Annotated in this window: 7 protein-coding genes and 1 tRNA gene; 5 read left to right on the top strand and 3 right to left on the bottom strand. The window is 32.8% G+C overall.

Features of this window, described 5'->3' with window-relative positions; translation table 11 throughout:
* Window positions 1–76: 76 nt before the first annotated feature.
* From DKT72_RS07900 to DKT72_RS07890, 3 genes are all read right to left on the bottom strand, one after another.
* Window positions 77–1,990: a RagB/SusD family nutrient uptake outer membrane protein gene (locus tag DKT72_RS07900; protein ID WP_111308193.1), complete on the bottom strand. Its 1,914-nt coding sequence runs from the start codon at window positions 1,988–1,990 to the stop codon at window positions 77–79.
* Window positions 1,991–1,999: 9 nt separating this feature from the next.
* Window positions 2,000–5,140: a SusC/RagA family TonB-linked outer membrane protein gene (locus tag DKT72_RS07895; RefSeq protein WP_111308192.1), complete on the bottom strand. Its 3,141-nt coding sequence runs from the start codon at window positions 5,138–5,140 to the stop codon at window positions 2,000–2,002.
* A 401-nt stretch (window positions 5,141–5,541) separates the two neighbouring features.
* Window positions 5,542–9,678 carry a hybrid sensor histidine kinase/response regulator transcription factor gene (locus DKT72_RS07890; RefSeq protein ID WP_162623266.1) on the bottom strand — a complete coding sequence of 1,379 codons (4,137 nt, stop codon included), beginning with the start codon at window positions 9,676–9,678 and terminating at the stop codon, window positions 5,542–5,544.
* Window positions 9,679–9,878: 200 nt separating this feature from the next.
* On the opposite strand from DKT72_RS07890, the gene DKT72_RS07885 reads away from it, so the two are divergent.
* The 5 genes from DKT72_RS07885 (at window position 9,879) to DKT72_RS07865 (ending at window position 13,747) form a co-directional block, all read left to right on the top strand.
* Window positions 9,879–9,963 (top strand) — tRNA-Leu (locus tag DKT72_RS07885).
* 67 nt (window positions 9,964–10,030) lie between these two features.
* Window positions 10,031–10,930 carry a MerR family transcriptional regulator gene (locus DKT72_RS07880; RefSeq protein ID WP_111308190.1) on the top strand — a complete coding sequence of 300 codons (900 nt, stop codon included), beginning with the start codon at window positions 10,031–10,033 and terminating at the stop codon, window positions 10,928–10,930.
* A gap of 44 nt (window positions 10,931–10,974) precedes the next feature.
* Window positions 10,975–12,447: a bifunctional phytoene desaturase/3,4-desaturase gene (gene crtID / locus DKT72_RS07875; RefSeq protein WP_111308189.1), complete on the top strand. Its 1,473-nt coding sequence runs from the start codon at window positions 10,975–10,977 to the stop codon at window positions 12,445–12,447.
* A complete protein-coding gene (locus DKT72_RS07870) occupies window positions 12,444–13,283 on the top strand; it encodes a phytoene/squalene synthase family protein (protein ID WP_111308188.1) in 840 nt (279 codons plus the stop codon). Before crtID ends, DKT72_RS07870 begins: the two co-directional genes overlap by 4 nt.
* A gap of 14 nt (window positions 13,284–13,297) precedes the next feature.
* The gene (locus DKT72_RS07865) at window positions 13,298–13,747 is read left to right on the top strand and encodes a sterol desaturase family protein (protein WP_111308187.1); all 450 of its coding nucleotides are present in this window, start codon (window positions 13,298–13,300) and stop codon (window positions 13,745–13,747) included.
* Window positions 13,748–13,752 lie beyond the last annotated feature (5 nt).

The raw sequence follows: 13,752 nt of genomic DNA, 5'->3' as shown, positions 1-13,752 counted from the left end.
TCTTTAAAAAAAATTGGGGTTACATACAAATGTTATGTAACCCCAATCCTATTTAACATAAAATATTGATTTATAATTAATACCCAGGATTTTGGTAAGCTTCTTTTTCTGCATCAGTAGCTAGCATTTTATCCATTTGACCTTGTGGTATTGGTCTTAAATAATGATACTTCTCTATGGTTCTACTAACCGTCACTGGCGAATGATCCGTGTCATTAGTACCTGCTATTTCATAGCTAGATGCATATTCAGTCCATTTTTGAGTACGAACTAAATCAAACCATCTGTAACCTTCACCAAAGTATTCACGAGAACGTTCTGCCAAAATATAGTCAATATCTACTACCGCAGGTGTTGCTAACACCATTGCTGCACTATTATCTTCTAATTTTGGTACATTTCCGTTATGGTCAAAACGCCATTTACCCGCACGAGCACGAATCACATTAATTAACTCTCTTGCACTTTTTCCACCTTGTGTGGTAGCACCTTTAACAGCAGCTTCTGCAGCTATGAAATAAAATTCAGAGAATTTAGCAATTGGGTAAGGTCGTGTTACAGCACTGTTTGGCTCTCCTAAACCACCATTATTATCGGTACGATAGGTCCCTAATTTCCATAAGCCAGGATAGTTTTTTCTGTTAATTTCATTTAGGTTTATAACATAATCTGCTCTTCCAGGTAATACACCTGCACCAACACCGGCATTATCACCATAAACTACTGCTGGATTGTAATCTATGTATGAAAGCACAGCTTCACCAGGAGCTATAGATAAACCATTTGCACCTGTTGCTGAATTTGTATCTCCTGCTTTATCCCAGTTTGCTCTATAAGTAGATACAAATGTACCATCATAGCGAGAGTCTAAAGTTTTATCTGCAAACGTCTCTTCAAATACATTGATAGTTGGTGCCATACGTGTCCATGGACGACCATAATCTTGTGCCGCTTCACGTTGTATAGATTTCCCACCTACACTTATACGTGTGTAGTTAGACGTTACCATCCAAACCGATGTATTAGTACCAGGATCAGTTCCATTATAACCTGAGGCATACCCACCATATTGTGTACTTGCTTCAGTATGATCTGCATATAACATCATTTCTGCATGGCGATCATTAGTTGCTACATGAACGTCGTAAAAATAATCCAATAATTTATAATCACCTGGATTATCAATTCCTTCTGCAGCCAAATCATAAGCTTGTTGAAAATACCAAGCAGCATCATGCCCGTCAGGATCTGTTCGTGGAGTATCTGGGTAAGTTGGAATATTGTTTGGATTTTGCAACCACCAGCCATATGTTAAATAAGCTTTAGCCAAAAACAATCTGGCAACATTTTTAGTTACAGTTCCTGTTAAACGGGCAGTAATTGGCAAATCGTTTACAGCCTGAATTAAATCAGGGAATACACCTATAGTATAAACCTCTGGCACTGTGTTTCGCACCGAAGTTCTTGATACCGACGTATTAAATTTTAAGTTACCTGCACCCAAATCTAATGGCACACCTCCATAAGTTTGTACTAACAAAAAGTAATCGAAAGCACGGAAAAATCTAGCTTCTGCAATTAAAGCATCACTAAGTCCAACTGCAGCAGCATTTTCTATGATACCACTTGCTGTGTTAATAGATGGAAAACAATTATCCCAAGGAATACTACTTGGGTGACTATCTGAATTGATAACACCCACACCAGACAAATCACTATCCTTAAAATTTCCATCAGCACTTTGCGCATAAGTGTACTCATCAGTACCTGTTTCAAGCGAATTGTAATAATAAGGTTGTCCATATATATACCTTAATTGCGAATATAAGTAAGTAATACCTCCCTGTACACCCTCTTCTGTCTGGAAATAGTCTGGAGTATAAGAACTTCTTGGCGATTCCTGCAAGATATCTTGCGTACAGGAAGCCATTAATAATGACACAGCAATTAATACCGTGGCAAAAATTTTAATTTTAAATATTTTTTTCATATCTTTTTTTTAGAATGTTAAGTTTAATCCTATCATATAGTTACGTGTGGTTGGTGTGTTAGTACCAATCGTAGGAATACCTTTTGAAATAGTACTATCAGTATTTACTGCAACATTTTGTCTACTTCCATCCCAACTGTTAACTCCAGAGTTCGTTTCAGGATCCATTCCAGATTCTTTTTTATATGGTGAAAACAATACAAATGGATTTTGAACAGTAGCATATAAACGAAGTTTTTCCAAACCAATTTTACTAAGTACATCTTGGGTAAAGTTATACCCTATAGTTATTGTACGAACTTTAAGATACGACGCATCAAAATATCCTAAAGTAGTAGCATATTTTTGGTTATCACTACTTTGGACTCCACCAGGCGCTGGATATTTAGCCCCCGTGTTGGTTGGTGTCCAGTAATCTACATTCACATTGTTTTTTCTACCTGTAAGCAGGTTAAGATACCCATTAGAACTATATAGTGTACTAACCAATATACCTCCGCTTTTAAAGGTTCCTACCATACTTAAATCAAAATTTTTGTAAGTCAATCGGGTATTGAAACCTCCTTCAAAATCAGGTGTGGGATCTTGTACTATTCTATCATCTGCTCCTATTAATCTAGTGGGAGACCCATCAGGATTAAAATCACCCGTATATTGTACTTTAATCATTCCTGCATTACCTCCTTGCTCATATTGTTGCAAGTATTGGTAATCTGGATCTGTTGTGTTCCAAAGCCCTATTTTCTTGTAGTCATAAATTACGTTAATAGGACTGCCTACGAACCAAAGATTACCAACATTTTCTGTTTCACCACTAGCTAGGGATGTAATTTTATTTTTATTGGTATACAGATTAATTCCTGCTTCCCAAGAGAAACCGTCAGGATTATCAATAATAACTCCATTAAGAGTTATTTCAAGACCTTTATTTTCTGTTGCACCAATATTACTTGAAACACTACTTACACCAGATGTGATGGGAAGCCCCAGATCATAAAGAATATCATTTGTTTTGGTAGTATAGTATTCAACCGTACCAGAAAGTCTGTTTTTGAACAATCCAAAATCCAAACCATAATTGTAGGTCTCAGAAAATTCCCACCCCAATTCTGGATTGGGTAGTTTACTTACATAATAACCTGTTGCAAATGTATCACCGAAGTTATAGTCTCTTGGTTGTAATGTTCCTTGAACAGAATAAGCATTAATAGCTTGGTTAGACGTTTGTCCGTAACCTGCACGTAATTTTAATTGGTCAATAAACCCAACATTTTTCATAAACGATTCGTTAGCTATATTCCAACCTACAGATACCGCGGGATAAGTAACCCATTTATGTCCTGGTGCTAATCTAGAAGACCCATCAGAACGTATTGTACCAGTAATCATATAACGATTATCATATTGATACATGGCTCTAGCCATATAAGATAGCAACCCTGTTTCTGATAAATCAGTTCTATAACCAGTAATATCTTCCGCTAGTGCAGCATCTAAGTTGTAGAACAAAAATTGTTCATTTGGAACATTTCGAACACCTAAATATGAACTATCATATTTGGACTTCTGAGAAGAAAATAGACCAACAAAATTTACTTTATGCTTATCTGCAAATGTTCTATCAAAAAGCAATTGGTTTTCAATAACATAGTCTTGTGAAAGAGAAGTACCATAACTAGCAGAAGATGGATTGTTCTCGTTATAATTAAATACTCCTTTACCCGTAAAGTCACCATCTCTAGATACACGTAAATTCAAACCAATATTCATTCGGTATTTTAACCCTTCAACGCCTGGTATTTCAACCTCAGTATATATGTTATTGTAAGTACCAAAATCTAATTGCTCGTTTACTCTACCTAGTCCAACACCATTTATTACGTCTCTTGTAGGAATCCAACTGTCTTCTGCTTGTGTTTGAAAACGCTCTTGTATTGTTCCATCAGAATTGTATGGATTAAGAAGCGGTGATGCACCTAGTATACTTCCAACATCTGCAATAGAACCAGCTTTGCTAAAGCTCATTACAGAGTTTAAACCAAAGCGAAACGCTCCAATTTCCTGATCAACCTGTGCACGTAAAGAATATCTTTCATAATATTGACCAGGTACAACTGAAGTTTCTTTAAAATAACCCATACCTAAATTGTATGAACCACCTTCCATACCACCTTGCACACTTATATCATGACTGGTTTGAAATCCAGGGCCGTAAAATAAATCTTGCCAATCAGTATTAGTATTAGGGTCTTCATCTTTTGCAGTATCATAAATAGGGCTACCTCCTCGATCAGGGTGATTAGCAACTGCTTGACGTAAAGCTAAAAGTTGTGGTCCATCCATCATAGGATACTTGGCAAAAACCTCTTTAGTTGCATAATATGTATTGTACGAAAATCTTGCTTTTTGACCTTGTTTACCAGACTTTGTTGTTATTAAAATAACACCATTTGCACCTCTAGAACCATAAATAGCTGTAGCTGATGCATCTTTTAATATGTCTAGGCTTTCAATATCATTAATGTTGATATCACTAAGACCTCCAGAAAAAGGAATACCATTAAGCACAATTAAAGGGTCATTAGTTGCTGATAACGAACGCACACCACGAATTCGAATTTGGGGAGCAGCTCCAGGTTTGGTATCAGTTGTTGATATTTGTACACCTGCAGCACGACCTTGAAGTGCCTGTTGGAAGTTAGCAGATTGAACTTCTCCCAATTCTTCTCCTTTAATAGAAACCACCGAACCTGTTACAGATTCTCTCTTTTGAGTTCCATAACCAATCACAACCACTTCGCTAAGTGCTGCAACATCTTGATCTAAAGCAATGTTAATGACGGATTGTGCTCCAACAGTCATTTCCTTGGTTATATAACCTAAGTAAGAAAACACTAACACAGCATTATTACCAGACACATTAAGAGAATAATTTCCGTCAAAGTCTGTGTTGGTACCTGTACTGGTACCCTTAACGATAACGTTAACCCCAAGCATAGGTATACCTGAATCGTCTTTTACTGTTCCAGTAACAGTTTTCTGTGCATTTGCACTAACAATCATAGTAAAAAATACGATTGCTGAACAAATGATTTTGAGAAACCAAGGACGGCTTCTCTTTGAATTAAATAGTAAAATTACATTTTGCATAAAATAAAATTTAGTTAATATTAATAAAGTTTAGTTAAAATTCAATTTTAAAAGAGTCCCATAAAAGTTAATAAAATCACATTATTTAAAATTCAGATTTAATTTTTACAATATAATTTCAAACAAACCTTCACAAAAACTCCTACCGTTTCTTTAATTTTTAGGTGGAATAAATTTTAGAAACAAAGGCTACCAAATATCATATATAACATTGGTTTGCATTATCAGTAAATGAACATTCTCTTTAAAATTTAAAACATAGATGAGAATTTGATATAAAAAACCCTGTTAAATACGTTATTGGAATTTATAGCGTTATTTTTTATTAAAATAACATTCATAACATCTTACTATTAGAGTCCAAAAAAACAAGAAAGAAAATTTTTTAATCCAAATAGCTGTTAAAGATTTTGATCTAAATATTCAGATGGTGCTTTACCATATTCCTCTTTAAAAGATGTAGTAAAATAGGAAGCAGAATTAAAACCTGTTAGATAAGCAATCTCTGCAAGGGCATATTTTTGAGTATCCATAAGCTTTAAAGCTTGTTTAATTCTAACCATTCTGATAAAATTAACAACCGACTTACCCGTAAGCGCTTTAATTTTTCTATAAACTTGCATACGGCTTAAATTAAAAAGATCGGCTATGGAGTTAACTCCTAATTGAGGGTTTTGTATATTTTCAACAATATAATCAATGGCCTTTTGAAGGAACTCTTGGTCCATTTCATTTTGTGCCACTTTATTAGGCAGCAAATAAACATCTTTACTAAACTGAGAATATAATTTTTGACGAGATTCAATAATTTGGTTTACTTGTGCTATCAAAAAACGAATACTAAAAGGTTTAGTAATATACACATCTGCTCCAGTCTCAATTCCTGTAATTTGGTCATCAACTGTTGTTCGTGCTGTTAAAAGAACAAAGGGAATGTGACTAGTTTTTAAATTAGTTTTTATATCCTTACACAAATCAATTCCATTCTTTATCGGCATTAAAATATCACTAATAATTAAGTCTGGACTTATTTCCAAAGCCATGTCTAACCCCTCTTGGCCATTATTCGCTTCTATAACATGAAATTGTTCCCTCAACTCTAAAGCCAAATATGTTCTTAGTTCATCATTATCTTCAACAATAAGGATTTGTGGCTTATCATGACTTTCATCTTCTTGATATAAATTATTATCAGGAGCATCTTCTGTTTCCATATAACTGATTGGCTTTGTAGCCGTATCAATACATTCTGAAATTTCACAAATACAATCATCTGCATATATTTCTTTATCGATAGGAATTAAAATAACAAATAACGTTTCATGGTTAGGTTTACTTTCAACTTTAATAGTTCCCTGATGTAATTCTACAAGCCCTTTTGTTAAAGATAGACCTATACCTGTTCCTGAATTGGCTATAGCTGCCGAAGACTTAGCTTGATAAAATTTATCAAAAATATAAGGTAATTCCTTTTCCGATATACCAATACCATTATCAACAATACTAAGTTCCAAACAGCGTGACTTCTCTCCACTTGCTATAATCATAGCTTCTTTTGAATTAATAATGATATTTATTTTCCCTTTGTCTGAAGTAAACTTAAAAGCATTTGAAAGGATGTTTACCAATATTTTATCAAGTTTATCATGATCGAACCACCCATGAAGCGAACCTACCATACTGTGAATCCCAAAATGAATATTTCTTTTTTTAGAAATATCATTAAAAGTACCTGCAATGTTTGTAATGAATTCAACTAATTCACCTTGTTGTATTTGAAGTTTTAATTTGGTATTTTCTAGTTTATTAAAATCCATTAATTCGTTAACCAAACGCAGCATTTTGTCTGAACTCGATCTAATTGAACTTATTCTTTCTTTAACGCTAGTTGGCAACCCCTCCATAGCACTTAAGCTTTCTAAAGGCATGGAAATTAAGCTTAATGGTGTCCTAAATTCATGTGAAATATTGGTAAAAAATTGTGTTTTTGATTCACTTAGTTCATGTTCTTGTTCACGAGCTAAACGCTCCATAATCAATTGGTTCTTCATACGAACACGCTCCATACGTATCCTGAAAAGAAAAAAGATAATTCCAGCAATGAAAATAATATAGATGAAGATGGCCCACCATGTCTTCCACCATATTTGCTTTATTTTAATTTTTAAAGGCTCTGTAGTATTGGTCCACATACCGTCTGAATTAGATGCTTTTACCAAAAACACATATTCACCTGGATCTATATTAGTGTATGTCGCCGTATGATTGGCCCCGACACAATTCCAAGTTTTATCAAAACCTTCCAGCATATAACAATACTCATAAGGAGAGGTCTCACCATAATTAATGGCAACAAAATCGATAGCAAAGGATCGTTGATTGTAATTAAGCTTTATACTGGATGTAAGGCTAATATCTTTATCTAGAGGTGATCCTGTATCCGTAATGCCCATGGACTTGTTATTAATTTTTAGGTCTGTTAAATAGACCAATGGTCGCCCTAAATTAGTTTGAACACTATCTGGATAAAATGCATTAAATCCATTATTGCTTCCAAAAAATATTTTTCCTTTGCTACTTACAATACTTGAGCTTGAATTATAATTGTTTGATGATAGACCGTCTGATTTATTATAATTTGTAAATTTATTTGTTTGAAGATCTAACTTGGATATGCCCATATTACTACTAATCCACATATTGCCAATCGAATCCTGTAATATGGATCTAATAGTATTACTTACCAATCCATCTTTCTTTTGAAAAATCTTGAATTCGTTACTGTTTTTAGGTTTTAAAATCAAACCATTGTCTGTTGTTGCAAACCATATGTTCGCTGAGGAATCCTCATAAATATATTGTATATTGTTACTGCTAAAATTTCCATACTTTGCATCCTGTCTATATAGTTTGTAATTGAACGAACCTTTTCCAGTTCTTGTCAATTTATATAAACCATACATCGTACCCACCCATAAAACACCCTCAGAATCTTCAACCATTGAACTAACATAGGATGTCTTAGTTATATAATCGGTCTTATCTTTTTCAGTAAGAAGTGTAAATTGTTCCTTTTTATCATCAAAATAAAATAATCCGCTCCCATTGCTTCCTGCCCATATAGTCCCCTCTTTATCTTCATACAAAAAGTATGTTTTGTTATCACCAAATCCACCAGACTTCAAATAATACTTAATAGTTTTATTAGTTTGTAAATTAACTTTATATATACCATCAGCCCATGAGGCAAACCAAATATCCCCATGCTTATCAAACGTCATAGCTGTAATAGATTTGGTTTCCAGTTTACTGTTAATGTCATCACAACGTTTTAATTCATTTGTTTTAGATTCTAATTTAATAACTCCAATGCCATCACAAGCAATCCATATGTCTCCTTTTTTGTCTTCAACAAATCCTCTTATTTCTTTACCTTCAAGATCACTTTGCTTAAAATCACCTAATTGATAAGAATCAAACTTGCCCACATTCTTATCTATTAGGTAAGCCCCCTTATTAAAAGTTCCTATCCATGTAAGTCCGTTTTTATCAACAAAAACCGATCTTATAGAATTAGTTTGTATACTTTGGGGATTTTTATATTTATTATCGAAATAAGTAATTTTTTTAGTCTTTGTATTGAAATAACTTAACGCTGAGTTTTGCCCACCAACCCAAATATTTCCTTTATCATCAGTAGCCATCGTTAAAATTTCACTCCATCTCACCTGTGGTGAAGAATCTTTAGAAATTATTTTTTCAAATGAGTAATTTGAATTGCTTTTTTTTATTTTAGTTATATCTCCCCCTAATGTTGAAAACCAGATATTTCCATAAATATCCTGAACTAATTGAGTAATTTGTTTATCTGGTAAGCTTTCCGTAAAAAGCTTAGCTGTTACTTCCGCTTTTTTTTTAGGGTCAAAAACCTCAAGGCCCCCTTTAGTTCCAAACCAAATAAGTCCGTCTGCATATAAAACGGAAGTTGCATAGTTTTTTGCAAGAGGACTGTTATGAATATCAAAACCCCCTAAATAAAAAAACAAGGAGTTTTTCTGATCATATATATTAATACCTCCACCATAAGTACCTATCCATAGTTTATCTTCCCCATCAAATGCTAAGCTTGTAATATAACCATTATTTAAGTGATTTTTGTTGGTTGGTATTGAATCAACGTTTGTAAAATTATCTGTTTGCCTATTATAATTACTAAGACCTTGGGCAGTTCCTATCCATAGTTTATGTTGTGAATCTTCTATAATGGTATTTATTGTATTATTGGATATTGTTTTATTATTTTTTGGGTCATGCACATAATTATAAGTATTAACTCCATCATAGCGTATCAGTCCATCATTTGTACCGAACCACATGTACCCTTTACTATCTTTAAGAAAACATCTAACTAATGAATTCGATAGCTCCTCAGGTGCTACAGGAATGAACTTAGTACGCTCAGATTGCGAATAGACATGTAACCCCAAAGACATAAAAGTCCACAAAACCAATCTTAACAACGAGTGCTTTCTTTCCAATTTAAAGATCATTATGATTATTATAAAAATTAAGTTAAATGATGTTTTTAATATTGCAATATAGTATAAATATAGACAATTTATTATATGTCAATCTTGACAAATATCATATTACAAGAGTAAAAATTAGTGTTTTAAAGTGAAAAATAAAAAAACAAGTTTAATTAATTAACTTTTTCTATTTTTGCCGAAATCTTAATGCGCACGTGGCGGAATTGGTAGACGCGCCAGCTTGAGGGGCTGGTATCCGTTTAGGATGTGGAAGTTCGAGTCTTCTCGTGCGCACTTACATAAATTCAATTTTTTCTTAAATTAATTTTAATTAATATTGTTCAACTGTTATAAGGTATAAATGAACAATATCCAGGTAAATTTTAGCATAAAAGATTTAGAAAATCTAACAGGGATAAAAGCACATACGATTAGAATCTGGGAAAAACGCTATAATTTACTTAAACCAAATAGAACCGATACTAATATAAGACATTATAGTTTAGCGAGTTTTCAAAAACTATTAAACATTTCTTACCTAAACAATCACGGCATTAAAATTTCTAAAATTGCCAATTTAACAGAAGATGAAATTCCTGCAAAGGTTAGAGAAATAGCGTCTAGGTCTAAAATTGAAGATCATGCTCTCAATGCCTTAAAAATGGCTATGATGAATTTTGATCAAATTTCGTTTTATAATACCTACAATCAACTGATAGAAACAAAATCTTTTAGCGAGATATTCTATACAGTGTTTTTACCTTTGTTAAATGAGATTGGTTTATTATGGCAAACCAATACCATTACTCCTGCCCATGAACATTTTTTGTCTGTACACATCAAACAAAAAATATTAATAAATATTGAAAGGATACAAAGTCTTGAACCTAAGCCCTCATCAAAAACATTTGTTCTTTTTTTACCAGAAAACGAAATTCATGACATCGGATTGCTCTTTATAAATTATCAATTAAGAAGCAAAGGCTATCATACTCTTTTTTTAGGAGAAAGTGTACCCATGGAAAGTCTAAAAGATTTGCTGGAATTTTTTAAGGACATAACATTCATATCCTATTTCACGGTATTTCCTGAAGCAGAAGATATTCCTGATTATATAAATAAATTTAATCTGTTGCTTCTTCATAAAGAAAATACCAAATTATTTCTTTTGGGCAATAAGCTTATAAATCTTGAAACTTTAGTTCTTCCTAAAAAAGTCACTACATTTAACTCTATAGAAAACTTAGTTAAAGATTTATAAATAAATTATTTTTGTTTAACTTTTTTTTATATTTGTTAAACAATATGAAAAAATCAGTTATAATAATCGGTTCAGGTTTTTCTTCTCTAGCGGCATCATGCTATTTAGCTAAACAGGGCTATACTGTAACCCTATTTGAAAAAAATAAAACTATTGGTGGAAGAGCCAGGCAACTAATTAAAGAAGGGTTTACTTTTGACATAGGCCCAACATGGTATTGGATGCCAGATGTTTTTGAACGCTTTTTTTCTGATTTTGGAAAATTCCCTTCAGATTATTATCAACTTGAAAAACTGAATCCAGCATACCGTGTTTACTTCGGAAAGGATGATTACATCACTATTGAAGACACTTTAGAAAAAATAATTGTTGCTTTTGAAAAAGAAGAACAAGGAAGCTCTAAAAAACTAAGGACATTTATTGAAAAGGCAAAAAGTAATTACGATATCGCTATAAAGGATTTGGTTTACAATCCTGGAATGTCTCCATTAGAATTAGTGACTCCTGCTACTATTAAAAAACTAAATCAATTCTTTAGCAACATTCAAAAAGATGTTAGAAAAGAATTTAAAAATGAAAAATTGGTAAAAATCCTTGAGTTTCCGGTACTTTTTTTAGGTGCAAAACCAAGCGACACACCATCATTTTATAATTTTATGAATTATGCCGATTTTGGTTTAGGTACCTTTCATCCAAAGAAAGGCATGTATGAAGTCGTTTTGGCGCTTGAAAATTTAGCTGAAGAACTGGGGATTACCATAAAAACCAACGAATCCGTAGAAAAAATTATTGTCGAAAACGGCACATCAAAGGGTATTATTTCAAACGGAAAAACCTATCATTCAGACATTGTCATTAGTGGTGCTGATTACCATCATACCGAAACGCTTTTAGATAAAACTTACAGGCAATATTCAGAAAACTATTGGAAGAAAAAAACATTCGCACCTTCATCCCTACTTTTTTATATTGGGTTTGATAAAAAATTAATCAATGTAAATCATCATACCCTGTTTTTTGATGTCGATTTTGATGTCCATGCAGAAGCTATTTACGATAACCCAAAATGGCCGGAAAATCCTTTATTTTACGCAAGCTTTCCCAGCAAAACAGATAATCATGCTGCGCCTGAAGGCAAAGAAGCTGGTATTTTTTTAATTCCGTTAGCTCCAGGATTAAATGATACTCCAGAACTTAGAGACGTATATTTTGACAAAATAATAACACGTTTTGAGACTTTAACATCGCAAAAAGCAAAAAATCATATTATATTTAAAGAGTCCTTTTGTATTAATGACTTTATTAAAGATTATAACTCTTATAAAGGAAACGCCTACGGAATGGCAAATACATTAACACAAACTGCCTTTTTAAGACCCAAATTAAAAAGTAAAAAAGTAAAAAATCTCTTTTTTACAGGTCAATTAACGGTTCCTGGTCCAGGTGTGCCTCCATCTTTAATTTCAGGAAAGTTAGTAGCCGATTTAGTATTAAAATATCATAATCAAACCTTATGAAAACACTATTCGACACCGTTTCTTATGATTGCAGCAAGCTGGTAACAAAAACTTATAGCACATCCTTTTCATTGGCTACAAAAATGTTATATAAATCCATTAGAAGTGATATTTATAATATTTATGGTTTTGTCCGTTTTGCAGATGAAATAGTAGATTCATTTCACGATTATGACAAAGAAAATTTATTCAATGATTTTTCAATTGAGTTAGAAAAAGCTTTAAAAAATAAAATTAGTTTAAACCCCATTCTTAATTCGTTTCAATATACATTTCATAAATACAATATCGACAAGGCTTTAGTCGATGCCTTTATGAAAAGTATGACATTGGACTTACACAAATCAAAATATCTAACTGAAGAAGAGTTTAAAACCTATATCTATGGATCTGCAGACGTGGTTGGTTTGATGTGTCTAAAGGTATTTGTAAACGGTAACGATGAAAAGTATAATGAACTAAAGGATTCAGCAATGGCTTTGGGTTCTGCATTTCAAAAAGTTAATTTTTTACGAGATTTAAAAGCAGATTTTGACGATTTGAACAGAAGCTATTTCCCAAAAGCAGATTTAAATAATTTAGATGAAAATTCGAAACAAGATATTATAAACGATATTGAATCCGATTTTGAAAAAGGTCTAAGCGGCATAAAAAAATTGCCCATTGAAGCTAAATTTGGTGTTTTTATGGCCTACAGATATTATAGTCAGTTATTGAAAAAATTAAAAAAAACACCAGCATTACATATTAAAAATACGAGGATTAGAGTTTCAGATCCTAAAAAAGTAGAACTTTTAATGCGTAGTTATGTAAAATATCAATTAAATTTAATGTAACTTATAAATCAAAAATGCAAACCATATTCTGGATACTTATTTTTTTAGGAACATATTGCTTTATGGAGTTTATGGCTTGGTTTACCCATAAATACATCATGCATGGTTTTTTATGGAGCTTGCATAAAGACCATCACAAAAAAGACCATGACGGTTGGTTCGAACGCAATGATGCTTTTTTTATTTTTTATGCCATAGTAAGCATTGGTTTCTTTTTACTATGGAAACACACCAGTTTTTGGCCTGGTTTACCGATAGGCTTAGGCATATTTGCTTATGGTCTCTCCTATTTCATGGTACATGATATTTTTATTCATCAACGCTTTAAAATCTTTAGAAATGCCAATAATTGGTATGCGAAAGGTGTAAGGCGTGCCCACAAAATGCACCATAAGCATATTGGAAAAGAAGATGGAGAATGCTTCGGTATGCTTTTCGTGCCTTTTAAATATTTCAAGAAATAGATTTT

Source organism: Confluentibacter sediminis (assembly GCF_003258355.1).
GTDB lineage: Bacteria > Bacteroidota > Bacteroidia > Flavobacteriales > Flavobacteriaceae > Confluentibacter > Confluentibacter sediminis.
The sequence above is the reverse complement of the archived record's forward strand: the minus strand, read 5'-3'. Positions and strand labels throughout refer to the sequence as shown.

Excerpts from the sequence above, each read along its gene's own strand:
- DKT72_RS07865 (WP_111308187.1), top strand. The coding sequence starts at position 13,298 with ATGCAAACCATATTCTGGATACTTATTTTTTTAGGAACATATTGCTTT.
- DKT72_RS07880 (WP_111308190.1), top strand. The coding sequence starts at position 10,031 with ATGAACAATATCCAGGTAAATTTTAGCATAAAAGATTTAGAAAATCTA.
- DKT72_RS07900 (WP_111308193.1), bottom strand. The coding sequence starts at position 1,990 with ATGAAAAAAATATTTAAAATTAAAATTTTTGCCACGGTATTAATTGCT.
- DKT72_RS07895 (WP_111308192.1), bottom strand. The coding sequence starts at position 5,140 with ATGCAAAATGTAATTTTACTATTTAATTCAAAGAGAAGCCGTCCTTGG.
- crtID (WP_111308189.1), top strand. The coding sequence starts at position 10,975 with ATGAAAAAATCAGTTATAATAATCGGTTCAGGTTTTTCTTCTCTAGCG.
- DKT72_RS07870 (WP_111308188.1), top strand. The coding sequence starts at position 12,444 with ATGAAAACACTATTCGACACCGTTTCTTATGATTGCAGCAAGCTGGTA.